The 26815-nt window shown below is 58.6% G+C and carries 27 protein-coding genes; 16 read left to right on the top strand and 11 right to left on the bottom strand.

Going from position 1 to position 26815, the window contains the following annotated elements:
* Positions 1-43: 43 nt before the first annotated feature.
* On the bottom strand, positions 44-496 hold the full coding sequence (locus tag VN577_13535; GenBank protein HWR15844.1) for a GatB/YqeY domain-containing protein: 453 nt from the start codon (positions 494-496) through the stop codon (positions 44-46).
* A 150-nt stretch (positions 497-646) separates the two neighbouring features.
* On the opposite strand from VN577_13535, the gene VN577_13530 reads away from it, so the two are divergent.
* Complete coding sequence (locus tag VN577_13530; protein HWR15843.1) at positions 647-1861, top strand: hypothetical protein; 1215 nt, start codon at positions 647-649, stop codon at positions 1859-1861.
* A gap of 48 nt (positions 1862-1909) precedes the next feature.
* Entirely contained in the window at positions 1910-3094 is a 1185-nt protein-coding gene (locus VN577_13525) for an alanine--glyoxylate aminotransferase family protein (protein HWR15842.1), read from the top strand.
* 29 nt (positions 3095-3123) lie between these two features.
* Here the strand turns inward: VN577_13525 and tyrS are convergent, their stop codons facing one another.
* Both tyrS and dut read right to left on the bottom strand, forming a co-directional pair.
* Complete coding sequence (gene tyrS, locus VN577_13520) at positions 3124-4359, bottom strand: tyrosine--tRNA ligase (GenBank protein ID HWR15841.1); 1236 nt, start codon at positions 4357-4359, stop codon at positions 3124-3126.
* 124 nt (positions 4360-4483) lie between these two features.
* The gene (gene dut, locus VN577_13515; GenBank protein HWR15840.1) at positions 4484-4915 is read right to left on the bottom strand and encodes a dUTP diphosphatase; all 432 of its coding nucleotides are present in this window, start codon (positions 4913-4915) and stop codon (positions 4484-4486) included.
* Between the two features lie 107 nt (positions 4916-5022).
* On the opposite strand from dut, the gene VN577_13510 reads away from it, so the two are divergent.
* Positions 5023-5868: a HipA family kinase gene (locus VN577_13510; protein ID HWR15839.1), complete on the top strand. Its 846-nt coding sequence runs from the start codon at positions 5023-5025 to the stop codon at positions 5866-5868.
* 221 nt (positions 5869-6089) lie between these two features.
* Entirely contained in the window at positions 6090-6773 is a 684-nt protein-coding gene (locus VN577_13505) for a hypothetical protein (GenBank protein ID HWR15838.1), read from the top strand.
* Here VN577_13505 and purN read toward each other — a convergent pair.
* Positions 6770-7369, bottom strand: coding sequence for a phosphoribosylglycinamide formyltransferase (purN, locus tag VN577_13500; protein HWR15837.1), 600 nt, complete (start codon positions 7367-7369; stop codon positions 6770-6772). The genes VN577_13505 and purN overlap by 4 nt on opposite strands.
* A 35-nt stretch (positions 7370-7404) precedes the next feature.
* Between purN and VN577_13495 the strand changes: the two genes are divergently transcribed.
* Both VN577_13495 and VN577_13490 read left to right on the top strand, forming a co-directional pair.
* Positions 7405-8349 carry a polysaccharide deacetylase family protein gene (locus tag VN577_13495; GenBank protein ID HWR15836.1) on the top strand — a complete coding sequence of 315 codons (945 nt, stop codon included), beginning with the start codon at positions 7405-7407 and terminating at the stop codon, positions 8347-8349.
* A gap of 56 nt (positions 8350-8405) precedes the next feature.
* Positions 8406-8966 (top strand): DUF6448 family protein, encoded by a 561-nt coding sequence (locus VN577_13490; protein HWR15835.1) that lies wholly within the window; start codon positions 8406-8408, stop codon positions 8964-8966.
* A 47-nt stretch (positions 8967-9013) separates the two neighbouring features.
* Here the strand turns inward: VN577_13490 and VN577_13485 are convergent, their stop codons facing one another.
* Complete coding sequence (locus VN577_13485; GenBank protein ID HWR15834.1) at positions 9014-9907, bottom strand: M23 family metallopeptidase; 894 nt, start codon at positions 9905-9907, stop codon at positions 9014-9016.
* 306 nt (positions 9908-10213) lie between these two features.
* On the opposite strand from VN577_13485, the gene thiL reads away from it, so the two are divergent.
* Both thiL and VN577_13475 read left to right on the top strand, forming a co-directional pair.
* Positions 10214-11209: a thiamine-phosphate kinase gene (gene thiL / locus VN577_13480; GenBank protein ID HWR15833.1), complete on the top strand. Its 996-nt coding sequence runs from the start codon at positions 10214-10216 to the stop codon at positions 11207-11209.
* 65 nt (positions 11210-11274) lie between these two features.
* On the top strand, positions 11275-13476 hold the full coding sequence (locus VN577_13475) for a bifunctional (p)ppGpp synthetase/guanosine-3',5'-bis(diphosphate) 3'-pyrophosphohydrolase (protein ID HWR15832.1): 2202 nt from the start codon (positions 11275-11277) through the stop codon (positions 13474-13476).
* Between the two features lie 69 nt (positions 13477-13545).
* Here VN577_13475 and VN577_13470 read toward each other — a convergent pair whose 3' ends face one another.
* Together VN577_13470 and VN577_13465 are read right to left on the bottom strand one after the other, a co-directional pair.
* The gene (locus tag VN577_13470) at positions 13546-13875 is read right to left on the bottom strand and encodes a YtxH domain-containing protein (protein ID HWR15831.1); all 330 of its coding nucleotides are present in this window, start codon (positions 13873-13875) and stop codon (positions 13546-13548) included.
* A gap of 42 nt (positions 13876-13917) precedes the next feature.
* Entirely contained in the window at positions 13918-14547 is a 630-nt protein-coding gene (locus VN577_13465; GenBank protein ID HWR15830.1) for a CBS domain-containing protein, read from the bottom strand.
* Between the two features lie 231 nt (positions 14548-14778).
* Between VN577_13465 and efp the strand changes: the two genes are divergently transcribed.
* The 3 genes from efp to VN577_13450 all read left to right on the top strand — a co-directional run bounded on the left by efp (position 14779) and on the right by VN577_13450 (position 16279).
* Complete coding sequence (efp, locus tag VN577_13460; GenBank protein ID HWR15829.1) at positions 14779-15339, top strand: elongation factor P; 561 nt, start codon at positions 14779-14781, stop codon at positions 15337-15339.
* Between the two features lie 83 nt (positions 15340-15422).
* Entirely contained in the window at positions 15423-15722 is a 300-nt protein-coding gene (locus tag VN577_13455) for an acylphosphatase (GenBank protein HWR15828.1), read from the top strand.
* On the top strand, positions 15722-16279 hold the full coding sequence (locus VN577_13450) for an adenine phosphoribosyltransferase (protein ID HWR15827.1): 558 nt from the start codon (positions 15722-15724) through the stop codon (positions 16277-16279). Before VN577_13455 ends, VN577_13450 begins: the two co-directional genes overlap by 1 nt.
* Positions 16280-16357: 78 nt before the next feature.
* Here VN577_13450 and VN577_13445 read toward each other — a convergent pair whose 3' ends face one another.
* Positions 16358-18193 carry a 30S ribosomal protein S1 gene (locus VN577_13445; protein ID HWR15826.1) on the bottom strand — a complete coding sequence of 612 codons (1836 nt, stop codon included), beginning with the start codon at positions 18191-18193 and terminating at the stop codon, positions 16358-16360.
* Between the two features lie 313 nt (positions 18194-18506).
* Between VN577_13445 and VN577_13440 the strand changes: the two genes are divergently transcribed.
* Positions 18507-18986, top strand: coding sequence for an HIT domain-containing protein (locus VN577_13440; protein HWR15825.1), 480 nt, complete (start codon positions 18507-18509; stop codon positions 18984-18986).
* A gap of 22 nt (positions 18987-19008) precedes the next feature.
* On the opposite strand, the gene VN577_13435 is transcribed toward VN577_13440, so the two are convergent.
* On the bottom strand, positions 19009-19920 hold the full coding sequence (locus VN577_13435; protein ID HWR15824.1) for a hypothetical protein: 912 nt from the start codon (positions 19918-19920) through the stop codon (positions 19009-19011).
* Between the two features lie 45 nt (positions 19921-19965).
* Complete coding sequence (locus tag VN577_13430) at positions 19966-20895, bottom strand: cation diffusion facilitator family transporter (protein HWR15823.1); 930 nt, start codon at positions 20893-20895, stop codon at positions 19966-19968.
* Positions 20896-21275: 380 nt separating this feature from the next.
* On the opposite strand from VN577_13430, the gene VN577_13425 reads away from it, so the two are divergent.
* Complete coding sequence (locus tag VN577_13425) at positions 21276-22832, top strand: BON domain-containing protein (GenBank protein ID HWR15822.1); 1557 nt, start codon at positions 21276-21278, stop codon at positions 22830-22832.
* A 45-nt stretch (positions 22833-22877) separates the two neighbouring features.
* Here the strand turns inward: VN577_13425 and VN577_13420 are convergent, their stop codons facing one another.
* Positions 22878-23465 (bottom strand): DNA-3-methyladenine glycosylase I, encoded by a 588-nt coding sequence (locus VN577_13420; protein ID HWR15821.1) that lies wholly within the window; start codon positions 23463-23465, stop codon positions 22878-22880.
* 93 nt (positions 23466-23558) lie between these two features.
* On the opposite strand from VN577_13420, the gene VN577_13415 reads away from it, so the two are divergent.
* From VN577_13415 to VN577_13405, 3 genes are all read left to right on the top strand, one after another.
* Positions 23559-24407 (top strand): 3-hydroxybutyryl-CoA dehydrogenase, encoded by an 849-nt coding sequence (locus VN577_13415; GenBank protein HWR15820.1) that lies wholly within the window; start codon positions 23559-23561, stop codon positions 24405-24407.
* 21 nt (positions 24408-24428) lie between these two features.
* Positions 24429-25718 (top strand): aspartate aminotransferase family protein, encoded by a 1290-nt coding sequence (locus VN577_13410; protein HWR15819.1) that lies wholly within the window; start codon positions 24429-24431, stop codon positions 25716-25718.
* Positions 25719-25839: 121 nt separating this feature from the next.
* Complete coding sequence (locus tag VN577_13405) at positions 25840-26808, top strand: proline iminopeptidase-family hydrolase (GenBank protein ID HWR15818.1); 969 nt, start codon at positions 25840-25842, stop codon at positions 26806-26808.
* Positions 26809-26815 lie beyond the last annotated feature (7 nt).

Genomic DNA, 26815 nt, shown 5'->3' with positions numbered 1-26815 from the left:
GGGCTTTTGTTTCACTAGCCGGGTGACGAATCACCCGGACGGATTACTGTTTCGATAGCTCCCTTTTCACGATCTCGCTCACGACCTTCCCATCCACTCTCGCCCCGCCGAATTTCGCCATCGTGTTCTTCATCACCGTTCCCATGTCTTTCATGGTAGGCGAACCAATCTCCGCAATCGTCGCTTTCACCGCGGAGACGATCTCATCTTCGCCGAGTGCCTTTGGCATGTAGGCCTCAATGATGTCAATTTCAGCCTTCTCTTTGTCCGCCAGTTCCTGACGACCACCCTTCGTGAACTGATCGATGGAATCCTTCCGCTGCTTGATCAGCGTGCTCAACACCGCCAGTTCTTCCTTCTCGTCCAGCGGCTCCCGCTTGTCGATCTCTTTGTTCTTCAGTGCCGATTTCACCATCCGCAACGTCGAAAGCCTCAGTTCCTCCCGGGCCTTCATCGCCGTCGTGATGTCCTTGGTAATACGTTCTCCAATGCTCATATCGTCCTCTTTATCACTGCCTCAAATCGCCATTATAGAGGCACCACCCTACATGACCTTTCGGCTACATCTAGGGAAGCTTTCGGCTTGAATGCTCCGCGAGGACAGGGATATCATTCGCCCCAGCCGATTTCGCGCCAAATTTCGATCATGCTTACATCGCTTTCGCCGGTACAAACCGCCTGTCTCATCGTCCTCGCCGTGGCTCTGGTTGGCGCAATTGTTGCCTACATACGCTTCCATAGTCGGTACGACGGGCACTGGCACGTGTCCGGCGCGGCGCGCGAAATCGCGGGCAAACTCAAGGCCGAGGTCACCCGTGACGGGCCGGACCTCATCATTAGCGGCGCCTACCGCCAATTGCCCACATTCCTTCGGTTTTCGAATTCGGAACACGCTCCCGGCGTCACTGTGCACATGCGCGCGCGGGCCAGTTTCGGTCTGTCCGCCACCCCGATTTCCGCTGACGTCCCCGATCTCGGCCGCAACGAAATCCGTTCCGGTGATTCCATCTTCGACCAGCGCTTCACCATCCGGACGGATCAGCCAACTCAGGCCCGCCTCTTGCTTTCGCGTCAGAACCTGGGCCATTTGCAGAAGCTCTGCTGTTCCAGCAACACCTTCTTCAACATCTCGCGCGGAGAGATTGAACTCAACGAGATGGTCGTTCCCGCCAGCAACACCGCCGACCACCTCCTCCAGCACATCGAAAGCATTCGGTCGCTTGCGGACGCAATTCATGCCATCCCCGGTTCGGAAAACGTACGGATCCCCGAGTATCACCGAGACCGCCATATCCCTCTTCGCATCGCGCTGGTCTTGGGTGTCCTGACTGCAATCATCGTCGTCGTAGGCGCAGCCCGCTCTTCGAAAATACTGCCGTCATTCGCCGCTCAATCCCAATACGTTCCCGATGGCATGTCGCCTAACGAAGCTGTTGTCATCAACAAACTCGAAGGATGGCGCCTCGCCACCATGGAAGACCTTCCGCCCGAAGGTGCCGGATGGCTTCGCAGTGTCGGACTTGAGCCCGGCAAGGTTACCGGCGACTTCTCCGGTCTCGGCACCAACAACGACGTCGCCTACTTGCTCGTCAACGACAAGCACCATTTCCGGCTTCTTCTGATCGCGAACCACGCAGTCCGTTATGACGTCGAGTACCCGAACATGGGAGCCATCGGCCGCATTCCGAAAGGCGTTGTTCGCAGCACCCAGTGGAATGGCGACGCGCCAGAAGCCGTGACCGACGGACTCCTTGTCATTCCCATTCCCCAGGACCGCAGCGGTGCTATGGCCATGTTCTTTGGAGAAAAAGGCATCACCGCCGGATCGCCGCAGGATTATCAGACCGTGTCCGTCCGCTGAACACTCAATTTATCCTTCATACGCGGACGCAACATTTACACTGGAATCATGCTCCGCAAGAATCGCCTTTTTACTCCCGGACCTACCCCGCTCCTCCCGGTCGCGCAGCGCGCCATGGCGGCCGCTGATTTCCATCACCGCACCGCCGACTTCCGCAACCTTTACCAGCGCGTCCTGTCCGACCTCAAGACCTTCATTGGAACCCGCAACGACGTACTTTTGCTCGCATCCTCCGGAACCGGCGCGATGGAAGCCGCGGTCTCGAACCTGACGAATCCAGGTGATCGCGTCCTTGTCATTACTTCAGGGAAGTTCGGCGAGCGTTGGCATGAGTTGGCGAAAGCGTTCGGTCTTGCTGTCGATCTCGCTCAGGCGCCTTACGGACACCCCGTCTTTCTCGATTCCATCCGCGCTAAACTCGCCTCCGACACTCGCGTCGTCTACATGCAGGCCACCGAGAGTTCCACCGGTGTTCGTCAGGACGTCGAAGGAGTCGCCGCTCTGCTCAAGGGTACCGACACCCTCCTGGTCGTCGACGCCATCACCGGACTCGGCACCACCCATCTCGATGTCGACGATTGGGGCATTGATGTCATCGTCGGTGGCTCGCAGAAGGCTGTCATGATCCCGCCCGGGCTTGCTTATCTGGCTGTCAGCGAACGCGCCTGGCAACGCATGGATACCACTCGCCAGCCCCGGTATTACTTCGATCTTAAGAAGGAACGCAAGAACGCGAAGAACGGCGAATCCGCCTTCACTCCCGCCACGTCGCTCATCGCCGCTCTTGCCGCCGCCATGGATTACATCCGTTCCAATGGCCAGGGCGATCTCGTGGCCGGCCGCGAACTCCTCATCGAAAACGCCGAAACTGCCGCCGCCATGACTCGCGCCGCCGCCAGTTCACTCGGCCTGGAACTTTTCTCGCCCTCGGCGCCGGCAGCAGCCCTGACGGCTCTTGTCCCTCCAGCCGGAGTCGACTCCACCGAAATCGTTCGCCGATTCCGCGATCAATTTGGTGCCATCGTCGCGAATGGTCAGGGCGAAATGAAGGGGCAGGTCTTCCGCATCGCCCACCTCGGCTATTACGACTACATGGACACCATCGGTGTCCTCGCCGCTCTCGAGCAGATTGTCGCCCAGATCAAACCTGGCCACATCGAGTTCGGCTTCGCACTGCGCGCGGCGCAGGAAGTCTACGCCCGCACGCGTGCCGACAAAGCAACGGCTCGCTAAAGCTGTAAGAGAGAAATTAAGAGTGGCGATTAAGAGGTAATCGCCACTTTTTTCATTAGGCGTCCGGCGCGGACTGTCACTTCCACCGGGGCCGACAGATGCAGTACCGGCTCCAGCTTCACTTCGCCGTCCACGCGCACGGCCTTCGCCTTGATCTTCCGTGCACCATCCGACGCAGATTCCGCCAACCCTGCTTTCGCCAGCAATTTGTCCAGCCTGACTCCATTCGACCCAGCGACATCCGCCAACGCGATCGTTACCGTCTCGATATTCTCCGGAACTTCATCCTTCTGGAACTGCTTCGCCCAGTCTTCCGCCGCTTGGCGACCTGCCTCGACGCCGTGGAAGTCTGCCACAATCCGCTGTGCCAGTTCTTTCTTGAACTGCATCGGATTCGCTTCCCCTGCATTCGCCTTTGCCGTCATCGTTTCGATTTCGGCGGTAGTCACGTCCGTCAGCAGCTCGTAGTAGCGCCACATCAACAGGTCGGAGATCGACATCAGCTTGCCGTAAATTTCTTTCGGGCTCTCCGTAATGCCGATGTAATTTCCATACGACTTCGACATCTTCTGAATGCCGTCCGTGCCTTCCAGCAGCGGCATCGTCAACACGATCTGCGACGGCTGTCCGAACTCTCTCTGCAATTGACGTCCCACGAGCAGGTTGAATTTCTGGTCCGTGCCGCCTAACTCAACGTCGGCTTCCAGCGCGACCGAGTCATACCCCTGCGCCATCGGATAGATCAACTCGTGTACGGAAATCGGCTTCTCTTCCTGGAAGCGCTTGTGAAAGTCCTCGCGTTCGAGCATCTGCGAAACCGTGAACTTCGCCGTCAGCCGGATCATCCCTTCAAACCCGAGCTTGTCGAGCCAATCGCTATTGAAGCGAATCTCCGTCTTTTCTTTGTCAAGAATCTTGAACACCTGCGCCTTATAGGTCTCGGCATTCGCATTGAGCTGTTCGCGAGTCAACGGCGGACGAGTAGCATTCCGCCCCGTCGGATCGCCAATCAATCCCGTCCCATCACCGATCAGGAAGATAACCGTGTGCCCCATGTCCTGGAAGTGCTTCAGCTTCCGGATCAGCACCGTGTGTCCAAGATGAAGGTCGGGCGCGGTCGGATCGAATCCGGCCTTCACCCTCAACGGCTTGCCCGTCGCCAAAGACTTCTCCAGACGAGCCTTAAGCTCCTCTTCGCGAATGATCTCAACGGAGCCTTTTCTTATGTATGCGAGTTGTTCATCAACAGGTAGAAATTGCGGCATTGCACTTTGATTATAACGATGGCCATCTAAACTCTGGCTTGCTCAACACTTCAGCCTGGCCCGACTAACATCTTGCTTCTCGAACTTAGCCTGGAACTTTTCCCATCTTGACACAGCTGCACTTCTACTTCCGTCCCGTCGACCCAAAACCTCCGGCAGCTCTTCTCGACTCGCCCAGTTCTTCCACCACTTCCACCTCGCTCGTAAGCACCGGATACGGAATCAGATTCGCGATCTTATCTCCCTGGTGAATCTCCGCCGGAGCATCGCCAAGATTCTCCATCACCACGCGAATCTCCCCGCGATAGCCGGCATCCACCACACCCGCAGTGCAGATCACCCGTCGCGCCGCCATCGACGACTTATCGCGAATCAACGCCCCCGCCGGGCGTCCGTCAACGTCCAATTCAATGGATATCCCGGTCGAAACGATGTGGTGTCCTCGCGCCGGGATCGTCACCGTCTGCGCCGAATAAAGGTCGTACCCGAGGTCTTCTCCCGGATGAGCAATGGTCGGCGCCTTGGCCGACGCGGTCAGAAGCTTCACTTTGAGCATGGGTTCCCAGTGTAAAACACGTGTGTCGCAGGTCACAGAGCGCCTGTCACGGCCACGTTATGCTTTAGCTCGAATCCTGCTCCAGATGCGGGTTCTCAGGAGTCACGTTGCCAGTCCAGGCGGTCCAGCACGTCAAGCGTATGCGCGGAGGCGCACAGTCCCACCTCATGCGCGCCGATGACGGCCACTTCTACGTCGTCAAGTTCCAGAACAACCCGCAGCATCAGCGCGTGCTCGCCAACGAGTTCTTCGCTACCCGCCTCGCCGAGCGCGTCGGCCTGCCCGTACCCATCGTCGAAATCGTCGAAGTCGACGGCTGGCTCGTCGAGCATACCGCCGATCTCAACTTCCAACTTGCCAGCCACGTAGTTCCCTGTAAGGAAGGCCTCCACTTCGGCTCCCGCTATGTCATCGATCCGCTCAAAGGGCAAGTTCTCGATTACCTTCCCGAGAGCATGATCGGCCAGGTTCGCAATCTCGAAACTTTCGCTGGCATTCTCGCCCTCGACAAATGGACCTGCAACGCCGATGGCCGCCAGGCTGCCTTCTGGCGCAAAATGCGTGAGAAGAAATACACCGCCACTTTCATCGATCAGGGATACTGCTTCAACGCCGGCGAGTGGACCTTCCCCGATTCGCCCCTCCGCGGCGTATACCTTCGCAACGACGTCTACGTCGGCGTCACCGGATGGGAGAGCTTCGAACCATGGCTCAGCCGCCTCGAAGAAATGCCGCTCGACGAAATCGCCGCCTGCGCCGAGAACATCCCCGCCGAGTGGTTTGAACACGATTTCGACGGCCTCACCCTGCTCATCCAGGCACTCGATCACCGCCGCAAGATCGTCCGCCGCCTCATCGAAGAATTCCGCAAGAGCACGCGCTCGCCCTTCCCCAATTGGCGCGACGAAGCGCGCGAGAAACCGGCCACTGTGCCAGCCGCTTGGGTGAACTGATGAAAGAATTCAAGCACAAGTGCGAACTTCAACTCCTCATGTGCGAACCAAACCCGCTGCGGCCGGATAGAGTAACGATCGGCTTCATTCTTCGCGACATGAATCCGGAATCGAATCGTGTGGAGGTTCGTCTTGCGCGCGATTTGCGCCCGATCCAGTGCATCTATCCCGCCGTCGACCTCGACGCGATCCAAGGAACACTCGAAGATATGCGGTCGATAATGGAGAACGTCGCCGACTTCGAGCAGTACCTTCAAAATCTCCCTTCCGATTTCCCTGTCGATCTGAGTTTGATGCCTAAAGGAGCAGTGTTAACGGAATCGATGGAGTCCGAGGTCAACCTTTTAGAAGATCAATATTTGAAGCGAATGAAATTGGCCAAGGTAGACAGAGCTTCCACGAGCGACAGTGAAATTGGGAACAGTGAAACTGAGAACAGTCAAAGCGAGAAGAATGATTCGGGCCGTGAGTCTACATCTGTCCAGGGCAGAGCGTACATTCGTCGACGGATGCAGGAATCTTTTGTTCACTTCGGGCTGTGGGATTTCCTTCACAAGGAAATATCGATCGAGAGCTACACCTTTAAAGGCGATCCGTTGAAGATCGATTTCGGATATCTGAACCCTGCCGCCAACACGTTCCGCATGCTCCACGCCGTTTCACTCACAATGAACCTCAATCAAACTCGGAACTTCGGACTGAGTTGGGAACCTATTCGAGATGGCTTTAATAAAGGAAAGAATCAAACCGCAGAAATGATCGCGGTTGTAGAAGCGGAGAACCTCTGCCAGAGCGAAGTTGCGCGCAGTGCCCGGTCCTGGATGGAGAGAAATGGAATACTCGTGCGGCCGGTAACAGAGATGATGAACATTGCTGCCGAAGCGCTAGCAGAACTCCGCCTCTAGCGCACCACAACCCTTCTCTCCACCACCTCATACTTCCCGCTCAGCACGACGTTGATCGCCTCGCTATATGCTACGTGCTCCTGCTCGAGGATCCGTGCCGCCAGTGTGTGATCGTCGTCATCCGCCAGCACCGGCACCACCTTCTGCACGATGATCGCTCCGTGGTCCAGGAATTCGTCCACGAAATGTACCGTGCATCCGGACACCTTCACTCCATACTCGAACGCCTGCTTCTGCGCATCCAGCCCCGGGAATGCCGGCAGCAGCGACGGATGGATGTTCAGGATCCGCTGCGGAAAAGCCCGTATGAAATCCGGCGACAGCAGCCTCATATACCCGGCCAGGCAAATCAAATCCACCTGCGCCTGCTTCAACGCCGCGATCACCTCGGCATCATGCTGCTCGCGCGCCTTCCCCTTCGACGGTATGCAAACTGCGTTCAGCCCCAGTTTCCGCGCGTGCTCCAACCCGGGTGCCTCCGGACGGTTCGATATCACCGCCGTAATCTGTGCCTGAATGGTGCCGCGCCGAATATTCTCGGCGATTGCCATGAAATTCGAACCGCGCCCCGAAAGAAGAATGCCAAGGTTTTTCATTTGAATTCGTACACATTGTACAAACGCGGCAAAAATTGACTACCACCACCCCGCTGTTCCACGATGGCGTCATGCGCCGCCTCATCCTTGCTGTGCTTCTCGCCCTCATAGCTATATCGGTATCTGCTCAGCAGAAGTCACTTGCCGAACGACTCGGATATCCCGCGGATTCGCGCCTCCTTATCGTGCAAACCGATCTCGGCATGATGCACTCCATCAACCGCGCCGGATTCGAAGCGCTCGAAAAGAAACTCGTCACCTCGGCGACGATCCTCGTTCCTTGCCCATGGTTCCCCGAAGTCGCCCAGTTTGCCCGCAATCACCCGGATCTCGACTTCGGACTTCACCTCGCGCTCAACAGCGAATGGCGTCCGTACCGATGGGGTCCTGTGAGCCCCCGCGCTGCCGTCCCCAGCCTCATCGGCGCCGACGGCTACTTCCCGCCGCTTGAAACCGACGTCTACAAAAACGCCAAACCCGCCGAAGTGGAACAGGAATTCCGCGCCCAGATACAGAAAGCCCAGAACGCCGGGGTCCGCGTTACTCACGTCGACTCCCACATGAGTGCCGTCTTCGGCTCACCCGCTCTCTTCGAGATCTACAAGAAAGTCGCCGACGAGTTCGGCCTGCTTTACCTTCTGCCGCGCACCTCGAAACTTGCCGAGAACGCGCCATCCAACGCCATTCTTATCGATCGCGACATCCAGATGAAACCTCGTATCCCGGCCTCCGAGTGGCTCGATTGGTATCGTCGCGAACTTGCTGCCCTTCCGCCCGGCGTTTACCAACTCACCGTCCATCTTGGCTACGACGACGAGGAAGCCCGCGGCGCCACCGAGGGCCGTGACTGGGGAGCCAAATGGCGACAGACCGACTGGGACGTGGTTCGCAGTCCCGAGTTCCAGCAGATGCTGCGCGACCAGAAATTCGTGCTGATCTCGTGGGGCGACCTCGCCAAAGCCGCCCGCAGCACTCCGTGACTTAAGTCGTATTCCGATGTGTCTGGGCGCGAGTCTACTAATGAGCGGAGGATTACATGCGGAAGATCGCATCTTGCATTCTGTTTCTGCTCTTCTCAGTCGCTGCCTTCGCTCACTGCGACGGACTCGACGGTCCGGTCGTCAAAGCGGCCCGCGCAGCGCTCGCTGCGAAGAACGCCAACCTTGTGCTGATCTGGGTCCAGCCCAGTCACGAAACCGAGCTTCGCGAGGCATTCCAGTCCGCTCTCAAAGCTGCCGGTTCCACTTCCGAAGAAGCAGCCAACCATAAGTTCTTCGAAACCGCCGTCCGTCTCCATCGTGCCGGGGAAGGCGCTGAATTCGACGGACTCAAGCCTGCCGGCAACATACCCGCTCCACTTGTCGCCGCCGACCGTGCCCTCGAACTCCGCTCGCCGGACATGCTTCTAGAGCAGATCAATGCCGACCACCGCGAGAAAGTTCGTCAGCAATTCCAGAAGGTCGTCAGTGTCGCCGACTATCGCCCCGACGATGTTTCCGCCGGACGCGAATACGTCCACCAGTACGTGGTGCTGCTCCATCTCGTCGAGCACCTCACTCAGGAAGCAGCTCCGGCTTCAGCTCACGATCACCAATAAAAAAACGGCGCGTCATACGCGCCGTGTCCCAAATCCAAAACTCTGAATTATCCGATCAACCCTGCATTCGCAGCCAACCGCAGGAACTTGTACGGATTCACTGGGCTCCGGTGTACCCAAACTTCGTAGTGCAGGTGCGGCGCCGTGCTCCGTCCAGTATTGCCGACGTAACCAATCACCTGTCCCCGGGTCACGTGCTGTCCGGAATTCACCGCGAACGCGGACATGTGCCCGTACCGCGTCGTGATTCCGTGCGAATGCTCAATCTCGATCAGTCTTCCGTATCCGTTCTCCGGACCGGCATACATCACTACGCCGTCCGCGGGTGCCACAATTGGCCTGCCGTAGTCGGTCGAGATGTCGATTCCGCGATGGAACGCGCCTTCACCGTTGAACGGATCAATGCGCTCGCCAAAAGCTCCCGTAATGCGCCCTGCGACCGGCCAAAGGTTCGGCATTTCTGCCATACGCAGCCACTCTGTGATGCTCGTCTTCCGGGTCACTCCCATGCCGATTCCGATCGTCGCGGCGCCGCTCATCGCGGTGTGTCGCAAAGCATTCAGTTGGTCGATGGAAAGCTGGATGGAATCCTCAGGACCTTCGACGTCAGCCGTCAGGTAGGCGTCCTGCTTCAGACCGTAAAGGGCAGACACTTCGCTGGCCAGTGTACCGAGTGAGGCCACTTGGATGTCCTTCTCCTTGGCCACCTGCTCCAACTGGCTATACCGCGTTTTAAGCGCTTCCTTCTCGGACCGTAACTCGTTGAAACGCATCACCTTGGTCAGCATCCGGCCATACGAGCCGGCCATGCCGGTGATCGTCATCATCCCGATCAGGGCACCTGCCATGAATACATACAGATAATGCAATGGGATCGGGATTTTGCGCAGTTCACCTTCGGGGTCGCGCGCTACGAACAGAATGTAGAATCGCTTACGCAAATTCACAAACTCCATTGAATAAAAATCAGGACCTCACGACGAAGATCAGGTCCGATACTGCGCCGATTGGCTGGTAGGCCCTCAACAACGCTGGCGCTTCTCACGTCCCGTGGCGCCGGAACGCTTCCAAACCCGGCTTGACCGGGTAACGTACCTACCGAGTACTAAGGTACTTTGGAAGCTTGAAAGGTACCAAAGGCTTTCCGGCAGTGTCAACTTTCTTCACTTCGAGGGAAAATCTTTAGAACTATTGGACACTCCTGCTGTTCCTCTGGTTACCCACTGGCCGTAAGTTCATGGTCCGGCATGACCTCACGGATAAATCCGCCCCCGGCGCTGTATATTGGCAGCGTGCCACGGCCCGAACGACAACTGATTCAGCGCGTGCGCAGTCTCGCACAGGCCAGTAAACCCACTCTTAGGACATTGATCACAGGAATCGGTGACGACTGCGCCGTCCTCCGCCCGCCCGCCGGACACGAGCTCCTCGTCACCACCGATTTCAGCCTCGAGGGCGTTCATTTCCGCCGCGAATGGCACCCCCCGGAATCCGTCGGCCACCGCTGTTTGACGCGCGGATTGAGTGACATAGCCGCCATGGGAGGACAGCCCCTTGCCTGTTTCCTCTCGCTCGGCTTACCTGCCGGCTTGCCGCAATCCTGGGTGGACCGCTTCTATCGCGGACTCCTACGCCTCGCCTCCGAGCACAACGTCGCTCTCGCCGGTGGCGACACCGCTCAGTCCCCTGCCGGCGTTCTCGCCGACATCATGGTCCTCGGCTCAATCGCTCGCGGCAAAGCCGTCCTTCGCTCCGGTGCGAAACCCGGCGATCGCCTTTACGTCACCGGACGCATCGGCCTCGGGGGTTCGACCGTCCGCCGCCTTTACGCTGGTGAGAAAATCCGCCCTTCCGCCGCTTCCGGCTACTTCTATCCGCAGCCCCGTCTCTCGGCAGGCCATAAGCTCCAACGGCTCGCGTCCGCCATGATCGACATCTCCGACGGCCTCACCACCGATCTCTCCCACATCTGCGAGGAGAGCAACGTCGGTGCTCTGGTTTTTCAAACCGAAATTCCGATTCATAGAAACACAAATTTGAATGACGCGCTCTCCGGTGGCGACGACTACGAACTCCTCTTCACCTCATCGAAACGTGTCCCCCGCGAAATCGCCGGTCTCACCATCACGGAAATAGGCGAAATCATTGATCGTCCCGGCATGTGGCTCCAGGACTCTAACGGTCGCACCAGGCCCCTCAAAGCGAAAGGATGGGAACACTTCTCCGCCGATACCCGTCCTTGACTTGGTCCGTTTGGCGCTCCATTTGAATCCAATCATCAGGAGCCAAGTTCCCCTATAATTCAAAAATGGCGACGCTCCGCCACCCATTTCAGAACATGCTGAAGGTCACCCGCTTCCGTGATCTGATGAAGCAGGTTCGTATCAACCGGCCCAACGACGACCTCGTCGTTATCGAGCGCGCCTACGAGTACGCCCTCCAGCATCACGAAGGACAATCCCGGGCTTCCGGCGAACCCTATGTCGTCCACCCCATTGGTGTGGCCGCCATCCTCGCCGATATGAAGCTCGACCCCAACGCCATCGCCGCCGGACTCCTTCACGACTTGGTCGAAGACACCTCTGTCACCATCGTCGACATCCGCAAGGAATTTGGTGAGCAGGTCGCGCATCTCGTCGAAGGCGTCACCAAGATCGGCAAGATTAACTTCTCCACTCGCGAGGAGCGCCAGGCTGAAAACCTGCGCAAGATGATGCTCGCCATGGTGGACGACATTCGTGTCGTCCTCATTAAGCTCGCCGACCGTCTGCACAACATGCGGACTCTCGACGCGCTTCCGCCCGAACGCCAGGAGACCATCGCCCGCGAAACCCTTGAGATCTACGGGCCAATTGCTCACCGTCTCGGCATGGGCAAGATCCGCGGCGAACTCGAAGACCTTGCCTTCAAGTACGTCGACCGCATCTCCTACCAGCAGGTTCACGACGCCGTCGAACAGCGTCGCAAAAAGGGCGAAGAGTTCCTTACGCGGATGGTTTCCGTCATCCGCGAGAAGCTGAAGGAAGCCGGGATCGAAGCTCGCGTTGAAAGTCGTACCAAGCGGCTTTACTCCATCTGGCAAAAGCTTCAACGGCAGCGCATCTCCGTCGACCAGACCTACGATCTCTACGCAGTCCGAATCATCACCAAGTCCGTCAACGACTGCTACGCCGTGCTCGGCATCATCCACAACATGTGGCGTCCCGTTCCTGGCCGCATTAAAGACTTCATCGCCATGCCGCGTCCGAACCTCTATCAGTCGCTGCACACGACTGTCATCGAGGAAACCGGCAACGCCTTCGAAGTGCAGATCCGCACCGAGGAAATGCACCACATGGCGGAGGAAGGAATCGCCGCCCACTGGAAGTACAAGGACGGCCCCATCTCCGCGCGCGACGAGCAGCGTCTCGCCTGGCTCCGCCAGCTTGTGGAATGGCAACGCGACGTCAGCGACCCCGACGAATTCCTCTCGACGCTGAAGATCGACCTCTACCCCGAAGAGGTCTACACCTTCACGCCAAAAGGTAAAGTCGTCACTCTGCCGCGCGACTCAACGGCCATCGATTTCGCCTACTCGATTCACACCGAGGTCGGCCATCAGTGCGTCGGAGCTCGCGTCAACGGACGCATGGTCCCCATTCGGCACAAGCTTCGCTCGGGCGATATCGTCGAAATCGTTACCCAACCTGGACATCAGCCCAGCCGCGATTGGCTTTCCATCGTCAAGTCCACCCGTGCCCGGCAGAAGATACGGCATTGGCTCAATGTCCACCAGCGTGAGCGTGCGATCGAAATCGGGAAGAAGCTGATCGAAAAGGAAGCGCGCAAGTATCGCGTTTACCTCAAGGACATCAAGGAAGCCGACTATCAGCGCGTCGCCGTCGATCTGGGTCTAGGTCGTCCCGACGACCTGCTTGCTGCCATCGGCTACGGCAAGTTTGCCGCGCGCGCGGTTCTCGGACGGCTTTCCCCCGCTTCCACCGACGGCACTGCTGCCGCCGAAAAGACCGAAGCCGGACTCACTAGTGTCGTCCGCCGCGTCTTCGGCAGCGACTCCTCCGCCATCGTCGTTCGCGGCCACGACGACCTTCTCGTCTATCGCGCCCGATGTTGCAATCCCATCAAGGGCGAAGACGTCGTCGGCTACGTCACCCGCGGCAAGGGCGTCGCGGTGCACTCGAAATCCTGTCCCAACGTGCAGAACCTCATGTACGAAGTCGACCGTCGGATCGATGTCGAATGGGGCAAGAAAGAAGCCTCCCCCAGTGCTTACCCGGTAAAGCTCACCGTATTCTGCGACGATCGCGCCGGCATGCTGAAACAGATGACGGCGCTCATCTCCGACGAAGACACCAATATTCGCAACATCAGCTCCAAACCTACCGGCGACCGCCAGGCCAATATCGATCTCGTCGTCGAAATCGAAGACCTCAAGCACCTGGAGCGCATCATCAGCGGCCTTCGCAAGATCCCCGGCGTCCACGACGTCCAGCGCATCCAGAAGATCTAGTCTTCGCAGACCCGAAACAGAAAAGAAAAACCCGGCACGAATGCCGGGTCTTGGCTGGTATTCAGAAACCTAGTCGCGGCGAATCGCTTTCGCCATCGGAGCTACCTTCTCGGCGGCTTTGCGCGCCATTTCACTCCCGCGGTCACGAAGGTCGGACACTGAGTCCTTACCCTTTTCCCACATGTCCGCGGCCTGTTCCGCCCAATCTTCTACCGAATCCACCGCATCCTCATACTTGCGGCGGATGATTTTGCGGGTTTTGTCGCCGCTATGCGGCGCAAACAGCAGCGCCGATACCGCGCCGATCCCCAATCCGATAAACAGAAAGGTTATCGCCGTGCCGATTTGCGAACCTCGGTCACTGCCTTCGTACAGACCAAACCGTTTGTAATCCGCCATCAATCACCTCTTCGGATAGTTCTAGGGGCCCAGACAAACATTCTAACTCGCTCTCCGCTTGCTCGGCTTTTTCTGCCCGCGCGGAAGTGCATTCGCATCGTCGCGGATGGCCACCACCTTTTGCTGCCGCCGCTCCTCATCTTCCAGATCGTGGTTCGCGATTCCCTGCGTCGCGCTGCGTTCAGTCTTGCTGGTGGCATTCCGTGTCGCTGTGTTCGTCGTGCGCGGAGCCGGTTGCGCCGCCCGCCGAGATTCTTTTACTCCCTTCGACACATCTTTCAGGGCTTCCCCCGTATCCTGCTCGTCGCCCTGCTTAACCGCCAGATCGCCGATGGACACCATCCCGACCAGTTCCCCGTTCTCCACCACCGGCAATCGGCGAATTTGCCGACGCCCCATGATGTCCAGTGCCTCGGCCACATCGGTATCGGTATCCACAACTTCCACATCTTCGCTGACGATGTCTTCCGCGCAGAGTTCCGATGGGTCCTTCCCTTCCGCCACGCAGCGCAGCACGATGTCACGATCTGTAACAATGCCGATAAGTTCGTCTTCTTCCACCACCGGAATAGCCCCGGTGTCTTCCGACTTCATCATCGTTGCGATCTCTTCCAGTGTCGTGTCCGGTGCAGCGGTCACCACTTCAGACGTCATTACATCGCGCACTTTCATGATCTTCTCCTCCTTCTGCGATTGGCTTAATGGGATTCACGCCTATGCCAGACTGGGTTAGAACGGCACTCCGCAATGGCGCGTTGTCCACAATTTCCGCTCACACACACGATTCCCAAACCGGTACTTGCCCGTGTAAAATCAAATGTTTGCCAGCGCTGTTCCGGCATTGCAGTTCCCACAGCGACCATCCCGCTGTCCCGAATTTCTAGCTCATAGGAGAGTTTCCCAATGGCGATTCCAGCCACACAATTGCGCCCCGGCATGATCATTAAGCACAACAACGATCTGCACGCGGTCTTCAGCGTTGAACACCGCACCCCGGGCAACCTGCGCGCCTTCATCCAAGCCAAGCTGCGCAACCTGCGCTCCGGCGCCATGTTCGAGCACCGTTTCCGCTCTGCCGACGCCATCGAGAAGATCACCGTCGATGAGGTGAAAATGGAATACCTCTACAATGACGGCGACACCTACCACTTCATGAACACCGAGAATTACGAACAGCTCGGCCTGAATCGCGACATCCTGGGCGATGCGGTGGAGTACCTCATCCCGAACCTGCAGATCAGCATCGAGTTCTTTGACGGCAAACCCGTAGGCGTCGAACTGCCTCAGACCGTCGAACTCACCGTCGTCGAAACCGAACCGGGCCTGAAATCAGCAACAGCTTCCAGCGTTACCAAGCCGGCCAAGCTCGAAACCGGCCTCGTGGTGCAGGTTCCCCCGTTCATCAACGAAGGCGAAAAGATCCGCGTGGATACCAGCGAAGGCGCATACTTGTCGCGTGCATAGTTCTTAGTGACTGGTCGCGTAGCCAAACTCTTCTCGACCAGGTACCAGCTACTAACGACTAAATACCGAGTTACCAGAAGGCAATGGCGCTAGAAAACGTAAGAGTCGAGGCGAAGACCTACAGAGTACGCGGGCGCGTTCAAGGTGTCGGCTTTCGCTGGTTCGTCGAGAACGCCGCCCGCCAACTCGGGGTCGCCGGATGGGTTCGTAATCGTTCTGACGGATCGGTCGAGGTTCTGGCGCAAGGTTCGCGCGAGCAGTTATTTTCGCTGCGCGCCAAGTTACACGAAGGCCCCCGCGCCGCCCGCGTGGACGAAGTAGAAGAGTTCGAGTCGCAACCTCAGCAGGACATGAAAACTTTCCGCATTGAAGGAGCATGGTGATGCAACAGGCCCAGCAGCCTCAACACTCGTTTGACGGCGACAAACTGAAGAAGCTCATCCGCGGCGTGCCCGACTTCCCCAAGCCCGGCATCCTCTTTTACGACATCACCACCCTGCTGAAGGACAAAGTCGGTTTTGCCACGCTCATCGACGAACTCTCGCACCGTTACGTCGGCAAGGCGATCGACCTCGTTCTAGGCATCGAAGCCCGCGGCTTCATCTTCGGACCCGCACTCGCCTACCGTCTCAACGCCGGCTTCGTTCCCGTCCGCAAACCCAAGAAGCTTCCTGCCGAAGTCGCCCGCATGACCTACGACCTCGAATACGGACAGGACACCCTCGAGGTCCATAAGGACGCCATCCAGCCCGGACAGCACGTCGTCATCGTCGACGACCTGCTCGCAACCGGCGGCACCGCCACGGCAACCGCCAAGCTCGTCGAATCTCTCGGCGGCAAGGTCGAAAGCCTGGCCTTCATCGTTGAGTTGGATTTCCTGAAAGGCCGCGACAAGCTGTCGAAGTACAACGTCGTCAGCCTGCTGCACTACGACGAGTAGTTCGCGAACCCAAGGTTCCGCAAGCACAAAAATTGAGGCCGCCATCGCTGGCGGCCTTTAGCTTTGTTCGACAGAGCCTTAGTTGTTTTCGTTGCTCGCGCGCTTCCAGTCGATCAGTTCGCCGATCGTAGAAGTCGAGCTCGAACTCGAAACCGGATGCTTGTAGGCTTCCACTTCCGTGCGGGTCGCTTCGTCGCCCACCGCGCGGATGCTCAGGCCCACCTTCTTCTCGGCCGGGTTCATCTTGATGATCTTGAACTCGTGCTCCGAGCCCGGCTCCAGCTTGATCGGGTTCTGGTGTTCGTCCACGGCTTCCGAGTTGTGGCACAGGCCCTCAACTCCCTCAGCCAGCTCCACGAACGCACCGAAGCTCGCCAGGCGCAGAACCTTGCCCTTGAGCACATCGCCGATTTTGTGGGTCGCGAAGAAAGTCTCCCACACATCCGGCTGAAGCTGCTTCACGCCCAGGGACAGGCGGCGGTTCTCCGGCTCGATCCCGAGAACGACAGCCTTCACCTTGTCACCCTTCTTCAGCACTTCCGAAGGATGCTTCACGCGCTTCGTCCAGCTCAGGTTGCTCACGTGGACCAGCCCGTCGATTCCGTCTTCGATCTCGATGAACGCACCGAAATCCGTCAGGTTGCGGACGCGGCCTTCCACCTGCGCGCCGATCGGATATTTGTCGTGCAGCGATTCCCACGGATTCGACAGCAACTGTTTCAGCCCAAGGCTGATGCGGCGCTCCGTCGGATTCACATTCAGCACAACCGTCTCAAGCTCTTCGCCAACGTTGACGATCTTCGACGGATGCTTCATCCGCTTCGACCACGTCATCTCGCTGACGTGGACCAGACCTTCAATGCCCTGCTCCAGTTCGACGAACGCACCGTAGTCGGTCACGCTGATAATGCGGCCTTTCACATGCGCGCCAATCGGGTACCGTTCGGCGGCGTCGAGCCACGGATCAGGCGTCAACTGCTTGAAGCCCAGCGATACGCGCTGCTTGTCTTTATCGAACTTCAGCACCTTTACCTGGATCTGATCGCCCACCTGTACCAGGTCGCGCGGATGCGTCAGGCGTCCCCACGACATGTCGGTGATGTGCAACAGTCCATCGATTCCGCCCAGGTCAACGAACGCACCGTAGTCGGTCAGGTTCTTCACCGTGCCGGTAAGGATGCCACCTTCTTCCAGGTGCTCCATCGTCTTTTCGCGCTTCTCGGCAACTTCCTCATCGAGAATCTGCTTGCGCGAAACCACCACGTTGCCGCGCTTCTTGTTGAGCTTGATGATGCGGACTTCGATCTCTGTGCCCTTCATGCCATCCAGGTTGCGCACCGGACGAACGTCCACCTGCGAACCGGGCAGGAACGCGCGGGCGCCCAGGATGTCCACGTTCAAACCGCCCTTGATGCGGTCGATCACGCGGGCCTTGATCGGCGTCTTTTCGTTATAAGCCTTTTCGATCTCGTCCCAGGCACGCAGGCGCTGTGCCTTCTGGTGCGAGAGGTTGACGTAACCTTCGTCCGTCGTTCCCTTCTCGCGCATCACGTCGATTTCATCGCCCGGCTGAAGCTTTACGTTGCCCTCGTGGTCTTTAACTTCATCGAGGGGAACCGAGCCTTCGGACTTCGTGCCGATGTCGACGACTACCTGCGTCGGGGTGATCTTGATGACCGTGCCTTTAATCACCCGGTCGTCACTGATGTCCGACTCTGCGTCGGATGTGAACGTCTCCAGGGCGGTGGCAAAATCGTCCATCGTTTCTTTCTGTGGTTGTTCCGGTCCGTGACTGGTTTCGGCCGGGGAGGATTGCGCACGCACTTCGCCGGAATTCTCGGTTGGGTTTTCAGTCGAAGACGTAGCGTTTTCGGGTTGGTTGTCGGTAACTTGGATTTCGTCGAACAAAGCCATTCTCAGCGCAACCGCTGCTCGCGACGGGCAACGGTTTAAATTGGGATTTACGGACTGCTGGCGTGGATCGTTAGATGAGATTGAACATTCCAGCGGCCGGATTCTCAGTGGCGAAAAATCACCAAAGCGAACCCTCCGACTATAGCAATCGCTCACCAGCAGTGTCAAACCAACCGGCCCACTTTTCCCACGTCAAATCCTGCACAAAATCTATGTCAGGTGCGCTTTTTACGCACCTCTGTCACAACGTCACATCGACGCGTGACGTAACCACCCTGTGGACACTGCCCACCCGTCTGCTACCCTGTCGCGCATGGACTATTTGTGGACTCCCTGGCGCTACGCCTACGTGTCGCAGGCCGAGAAAATCGAAGGTTGTGTCTTCTGCCACCGGGAAGAAGCCCGCGACGACGAGAAGGCCTACATTCTCCATCGCGCCGAGCACTGTTTCGTCATCCTCAACGCTTATCCCTACACCTCGGGGCACGTTATGGTCGTCCCCTACCAGCACACCGACGAACTCCAAAAGCTCAGCCCTGAAGCCGCCACCGAAATGATCCTTCTCACCCAGAAACTCGAGGGTGTTCTCCGCCGCGCCTACAACCCTGACGGCATCAACGTCGGCATGAACATCGGCAAAGCCGCCGGGGCCGGCATCGCCGGACACATCCACATGCATGTCCTGCCCCGCTGGGTCGCCGACTCAAATTTCATGACCACGGTCGGCGAAACCCGAGTCCTGCCCGAAGCGCTCAACGAAACCTACCAGCGCCTCAAATCGCTGTTGGGCTAACCGAAACCGGCAACGTCGCGAACTACTTCAACCAGCCTAAAAACTCCGGTAGTGAGTGCAATTGGTCTACGTGGTCCGGCGCGGAGTTCCCCGCAAAACCCGCCAACAGGAACTTCCCCGACCGCACTTCGCTCAATTGCTGTGTGCCCATCGGCCCCCATTTCACCACCGGACGGCGTTTCAGCCCTGCTTGTGCCAGGATGTAGTCCGCCGTTTCGGTTGTGCTCGCAAACGTGCCCGGAAAAATCTCGGTGTGAGTGATGATCACCTTACGTTTGCCCGCCATCGCATCCTGTGCCAGTTTCACGTAGATCTTCAGGTACTCCGGGTCCAACTCCGACTCGAGCGGCCCAGGCGTTCCGTTCACGTACGACGTATGAATTCCATCGATCATGATGGTGTTGGCGATCTGGTCGTAGTACTCGGGCGTACTCATGATCTGGCGGATGGCGCCGCATCCTGCGCTCCATCCGGCGAGTGTGATGGGCCGCAGTTGCGCGCCTGCTTTCTCTTCGGCCTCCTTCAGCAGCCGCCCGAACAGCGCCGTTTCCGCAAACGGCTTTGCATACGTCGAAGATCCCGCCCCGAGTTGAATCGAGACCACCACCATTCCGTTCCTCGCTCCGGCGATTTCAGGCACGAACGGTGCTGAATGGAAGAAGAACAGCACCGGCATTGTCGGTTTCACTTTTAGCTTGGCCGGAACGAACAGTGTCCCCATCGACAGCTTTTCCCGGCGCCCCTCCGGAGGAGTAGCAGGCAATCGCGGATGCGTCCTGGTGTGCTCCACCATCGGAGATGGATTCTGCGCGCTCGTCTTCGGCGCCGATGGCGGTTGCGCCGGTGGCTGATTCGGTGGTGGCTCCTGCGCCATGGAGAGACCGATCAGCAGAACTCCACACAGCAGCAGCGCTTTCACTCGTTCGGGACGCATGTCGCCCGAATCCTACTGCAACGTTTTCAGGAATGCACTCTTGGACTAGTGCGCGTGGCCGTGATGCTGAGGGTCCGTCACCGGCATCACGCACCCGTGTGCGATCTCGCACTCGGCGTGTTCGAACTGGATCGTTGTGTGGTTAATGTGGAACTTGGTCCGTAGCTTCTCCTGAACTTCTCTGAGGATGATTTCGCTCTCCGATGGCGGAATATCGGCGATCGTGATGTGGCACGCCAGCGCTCGCGACGCGCTCCCGATGCTCCACACGTGCAGGTCGTGTACATCGTTCACCCCGGCAACACCCAGGATGGCCGTCGACACCTGCTCCACGTCCACGCCGCGCGGAGTCCCTTCCAGCAAAATATTCAACGTCTCGCGAATGATGCTGAACGACGACCACAGGATCAGTGCCCCGATTCCAAACGACAGCGCCGGATCCACCCACGTCCGGCCCGTCTCCATGATCACAACTGCGCCGACGATCACCGCCGCTGTCGAGAGGGTGTCGCCGATTTCATGCAGGAACGCGCTCCGGATATTCAGGTCCGTACGGCTTCCCTTGAACAGCAGGATCGCAATGATGCCGTTCAGCACCACACCGGCTACCCCCACCCAGATCATCTCTTTTGGGTGTACCTCTACCGGCGAGTAGAGCCTCTTCCCCGCTTCCACGAAGATAAAGAACGAAATCCCCACCAGGGCAAGCGCGTTCAGGAACGCCGCCACCACCCCGGCCCGATCGTACCCAAATGTCTTGGTCGCACTGGGCGGACGCCGCTGCATGTACACCGCGGCTAGCGAGAGTAGCAGGGCAAGAAAATCGGAGACGTTGTGGCCTGCTTCAGAGAGCAGCGCCAGGCTTCGGGCCTTAATGCCAAAGACGATGAGCAGCCCGATGTACACGACCGTCAGGACCAGCGAAACTCGCAGGACCCGCAGTGAATCTACGGGACTGTGATGATGACCGGCCATGCCCTCAGTTTAATACAGCCTTCACCCTCCTCTTCGTAACCATTTCTCCCATACTGATGTAAGCGCTTCGGTATCTCCGCATGGGGAACATGTGCAATCAAATGCCAACAGAAAGCATGCGCCGCACGATTCCAGATCCCTCCTCTCGCCTTCTCTGCAACTAGGTCCACAAGTCCATGAAATCTGGTGTTTTACGGGTGTTTGCAGCTGACTCCCTAATGGTGGATTACGTGCATAAGTCTTGTGAGCAGGTTTCTTCTGGCCGGACCTGTTTGCGCGCCAAGTAGTCGAGTTCGCCTCCCCGGCAGGTGCGCCGGGAACATTCGCATCGCGGAATGCTGCAAATCCAAACTATCCACGAATTCGGGGAGAAATAGAAAATGAAGAAGTCTCTACAGGCATTTGTGTTCGTACTGGCGCTCAGCACAGCCATCTCGCTGGCTCAAACAGGCGGGACAGGCAGCTCGAGTTCCGGTTCCGGAACGGGCACCGGCTCACCTTCGAGCGGCTCTTACGGCGACCAGAACCAGGGCATGGGCACCGGTTCCACCGCAGGCTCCACCGGCTCCATGACCGGCGACCAATCCACCGCTACCACCGGGACAGCGACCGACAAGTCCAAGGCCAATGTTCAGGTTGACGATCAGACGATTCACCGTCAGGTCCACGAGCAGCTTGCGACCAACCCCAATCTCCAGAACGTTCAGGTCACCGTTGAAAACGGCACCGTCAACCTGGCCGGCACTGTCGCCAGCAAGGAAGACCGCAAGGAAGCAAAGCGCCTTGCCAAAGCCGTTCCGGGCGTTCATAAAGTCAAAGACAAGGAACTCACCGTTTCGGCCTCGGCCAGCGGCACAACTTCCACCACTGGCGGGCTTTCGGGCTCCGCTTCTGACAACAACTCCATGACCGGTTCCAGCTCCAGCGGCAACACGGCTGGCAGCATCTCCGGCAATTCCGGCTCGACCGGCAGCACCAGTGGCCAGACGTCGACCACTTCGCCGAACAGCCCCTCTTCCAGTACCGAACCGACCACCCCTAAAAGCAACACCGCGTCGAGTGACATGAGCGGTTCGTCGAGCAGCGTTGGCAGCAGCACCGATACCAGCAGCACCACCGGTGCTCAGACTTCAACCAGCCCGAGCACCAGCTCCAGCTCTTCGTCGACTCTGCCGGACAGTGCGTCGTCGTCCTCGCAGTCCAGCACGACCAGCAGCACGGGCAACACCAGCAGCACCAGCTCCAGCACGTCGACCCCTGACAGCACCTCGAGCAGCAGCCCGCAGGTAAGCGGTACTACTGGCGGCGTGAGCGGCTCCGCTCAAACCTCTTCGACGCCCGGCAGTTCGACGTCTTCCACGACGCCCGACAGCTCGGCTTCGTCCACCTCCTCTGTGGGTTCGCAATCCACGAGTTCGCAATCAACCACTGGCAGCAGCACGACCGGCGCCACCAGCACCACGCCCGGCGCGAGCAGCTCCAGCAGCAGCATGCCCGGTCAGTCCAGCACCACCGGATCGACCCCCGAATCTGGTAGCGCTTCCTCGATGGGCAGCAGCACCACTGGCGCTTCCTCTGCCAGCGGCTCTTCCGATCAGGTTCGCAACGACATCCAGACCGCTTTCCGCAATGAACCCACGCTGACCAGCGCGAACATCTCCGTGAACGTTACGGACGATTCCATCGAACTGAGCGGCACGGCGCCTTCTGCGAAGGATCGCGACGAAGCCAAGCGCATCGCGCAGTCGTTCGCCGGCAATCGCCGCATTGTGGACAACATCAAGGTGAACGGTTCGGGTGCGGCTTCCGATCAGTCGGGCAGCAGCTCGAGCATCGGTGGCTCTTCCACCAGCCCTTCCACGACTGGAACCTCTGGCTCCAGCACGGGTAGCACTTCCACCAGCACTCCAGATCAGACCACTCCTCCGAAGAAGTAGCTCGGATTGTCAGTGGCCACAGGGCGGCCCTTGCGGCCGCCCTTTTTATTTGCTCGCGCGCACCGCTCGCGCTTTCGTCTTTCGGAAACACCCCACCATGTGGTCATCCACCAGGCCTGTCGCCTGCATGAACGCGTAGCAGATCGTGCTCCCCACGAAGTTGAACCCACGCTTCCGCAGGTCCTTGCTCATCGCGTCTGATACCGCCGTCTTCGCCGGAACATCTCCCATCCCCCGCGGCTGATTCACAATCGGCTTCCCTCCCACAAACTGCCAGATGTACTGATCGAAACTCCCAAACTCTTTCTGTACCTTCAGGAACGCCTTCGCATTACCCACTGCCGATGCAATCTTCAGCCGGTTCCGCACGATGCCCTCATCCTTCATCAGCGAGTCCATCTTCTTCTCCGTGTACTTCGCCACGCGCTCCGGATCGAAGCCATCGAACGCCTTCCGATATGCCTCGCGCTTCTTCAGGATCGTGTCCCAGCTAAGCCCCGCCTGCGCGCCTTCCAGGATCAGGAACTCAAACCATCGCCGGTCATCGTGTACCGGCACACCCCACTCTTCGTCGTGATAACGGATCGCTAACTCGTTCGACGGCCAGCTGCATCTTTGTCGTTCAGATTTCATCCGATGAACCCTATCAGAATTCCGCCAACAAGCCCATGAACCACCCGCTCCCATTCCCGTATACTGTCCCGTTCCTTTTAGGAGACAGTCATCATGGATTTCAAAACCATCGGCGTCATCGGCGCTGGCACCATGGGCAACGGCATCGCTCACGTTTTCGCCAAGTCCGGATTCGACGTCATCCTCTGCGACATCGAAGATCGCTTCCTCCAGCGCGGACTCGACACCATCGGCAAGAATCTTGAGCGCGAAGCCGCCAAGGGCAAGATCAGCGTGGCCGACCGCGAAGCCGCCCTTCGCCACATCCGCACCACCACCCGTCGCGATCAACTCGCCTCCGCCGACTTCATCGTCGAAGCCGCTACCGAAAAGTTCGACATCAAGACCGAGATCTTCCGCGACCTCGACGCCATCACCCGGCCCGAAGTCATCCTCGCCTCCAACACCTCCTCGATCTCCATCACCAAACTCGCCGCACAAACCAAGCGCCCCGACAAAGTCATCGGCATGCACTTCTTCAACCCGGTTCCGGTGATGAAACTCGTGGAAGTCATCCGCGGACTCGCCACCTCGCAGGACACCTACAACGCCGTCCGCGACCTCTCCGTTAAGCTCGAAAAGACTCCCGTCGAAGTCAACGACTACCCCGGCTTCGTCTCGAACCGCGTGCTCATGCCGCTCATCAACGAAGCGATCTTTACAGTTATGGAAGGCGTCGCCACCCCTGAGGCCGTGGATGAAGTCTTCAAACTCGGCATGGCGCACCCAATGGGACCGCTCACTCTCGCCGATTTCATCGGACTCGACGTCTGCCTCGACATCATGCGCGTGATGGAATCCGGCCTCGGCGACCCGAAGTATCGCCCTTGCCCGCTGCTCATCAAGATGGTCGATGCCGGCTGGCTCGGCCGTAAATCCGGACGCGGTTTTTATAAATACTAATCACGAAGAAATCAGGTACTCATGACCCGCGACGAAATCATCAAGAAGCACAAGCAATACGTCTTCCCGGCGATCACCACCTACTATCCCGACCCGCTCGTCACCGACCACGCCTCCATGCAGTACCTCTGGGACGTCGACGGCAACAAGTACCTCGATTTCTTCGGCGGCATCGTAACGATCTCCGTCGGACACACCAATCCCCGCGTCACCTCGAAAGTTAAGCAACAGGTCGACAAACTCCAGCACGCCTCCACGCTCTTCCCCAACGAAGCCATCGTCGCCCTCGCCGAGAAGATCGCGCAGATTACGCCCGGCGAAATCAGCCAGAGCTACTTCACCAACAGCGGCTCCGAAGCCAACGAAACCGCTATCCAACTCGCGCGCATCCACACCGGCAACTTCGAAGTCGTCGCCCTCCGCCACGGCTACAGCGGACGCACCGCTCTCGCCCAGTCCCTCACCGGACACAACACCTGGCGCAAGAACGTCCCCATCGGCATCGGCATCACCCATGCGCTAAACGCTTACTGCTACCGCTGCCCATTCGGCAAAACCTATCCCGATTGCGGTGTCGCTTGCGCAAAAGACGTTGAGAACGTCATCCAGACCACCACCTCCGGTCAGATCGCCGCCTTCATCGCCGAACCCATCCAGGGTGTCGGCGGACTCGTCACCCCGCCGCCCGAGTACTTCAAGATTGTCTTCAAGATCGTGAAGGACTACGGCGGCCTCTTCATCTCCGACGAAGTTCAAACCGGCTGGGGTCGCACCGGCAAGAAGTGGTTCGGCATCGAGCAGTGGGAAGTCACCCCCGACATCATCACCTCCGCCAAGGGACTCGCCAACGGTGTCCCCGTCGGACTGACCGCCACCCGCGCCGAGATCGCCTCAAGCTTCCGGGGACTCCAGATCTCCAGCTTCGGTGGAAACCCCGTCACCTGCGTCGCCGCCAAGGCCACCATCGACCTCATCGAAGAAGACCGCCTCATGGACAACGCCGCCGAAGTCGGTGGGTACTTCCGCCAGGGCCTAGAAGACCTCCAGAAGAAGCACATGCTCATCGGTGACGTCCGCGGCATGGGACTGCTTCAGGCCATGGAATTGGTGAAAGATCGCAACACCAAGGAACCCGCTCCGGCCGAAACCAACACCCTCATGGAAGAATGCCGCAAGCGCGGTCTCCTCATCGGAAAGGGCGGACTCTACGGCAACGTCATCCGCATGTCGCCGCCGCTCAACATCGCCAAGTCCGACGTCGACGACGCCATCCGCATCATGAACGACGCCTTCACCGCCATGAAGAAGTAACCCTCGGCCACTCGCCGTGTGTCAGCGCGGGCCCGTCGCCCGCGCTTTCATTTTCCCCGCCGGAACGACACAGCCCAAACGCTAGCGCCTTCCTGCTCTGTTTGTGCTAGCATCCCGGCCCATGCGAGCAAAACTTATTGCTTTCGTTCTCTTCTTCTCTTGCTTCGCTTTGGCACAATCCAATCCCAACCTCTTCCCCGTGCAGGAAGGCTTCGTCCACAGCAACGGCGCCTTCATCTATTACAAGGTCGTCGGACAAGGCCCACCTCTCCTCATTCTCCACGGTGGCCCGGGCATGTCCCACGACTACCTGCTCCCCTATCTGCTCCCGCTGATGAAGACCAACCGTCTCGTCTTCATCGACGAGCGTGGCGGAGGCAAGTCGTCCAAGCTCGAAGATCCAAAGCAATACACCGTCGCCAACATGGTCGAAGACGCGGAAGCCGTTCGCCAGACGCTCAATCTCGGCAAAATCAACCTGCTCGGCCACTCCGCCGGAGGCGTTCTCGCCCAGGCCTACGCCCTCAAGTACCAGAAGAACCTTTCGCACCTGATTCTCGGCAGCACCTTCGCCAGCACCCGCGAACTCAATCAGGCTCTCGCGAAGATCAAGTCGGAAATGGATCCTCGCGATCGCAAGCGTGTCGACGAACTTGAAGCCGCCGGACTCTTCGGCAAAGGTGAGCCTTGGGAACGCGGACGTTACCCGGATGAGTACGCCAGACTCGCCTGGGGCAAGGGCTACTTCCCACACCTGTACGCCAATCGGCCCGATGAGAATTACGATCCCGTCGCGGGAAACACCGGGACCGCCTGGGATGTCTATCGCGAGATGTGGGGCTCCCACGGCGAGTTTGTCGTCGACGGCAACCTCACCGAAGTTGAGTACCTCGACAAGCTTTCGCAGATCAAGGTTCCAACCCTTATCATCGTCGGCGACAACGACACCACCGATCCCCGGATGTCAGAGGAAATGCACCAGAAGATCCCCGGTTCGAAGCTGGTCGTACTGCCCAAAAGCGGGCACATGACCTTCGTCGATCAGCCGGACAAATTCCTTACCGCAGTCGAGACCTTTTTGTCTCACTGAAGATACG

The organism is Terriglobales bacterium, assembly GCA_035561515.1.
In the GTDB taxonomy this organism is placed as follows: Bacteria; Acidobacteriota; Terriglobia; order Terriglobales; family Acidobacteriaceae; genus DATMXP01.
The sequence above is the reverse complement of the archived record's forward strand: the minus strand, read 5'-3'. Positions and strand labels throughout refer to the sequence as shown.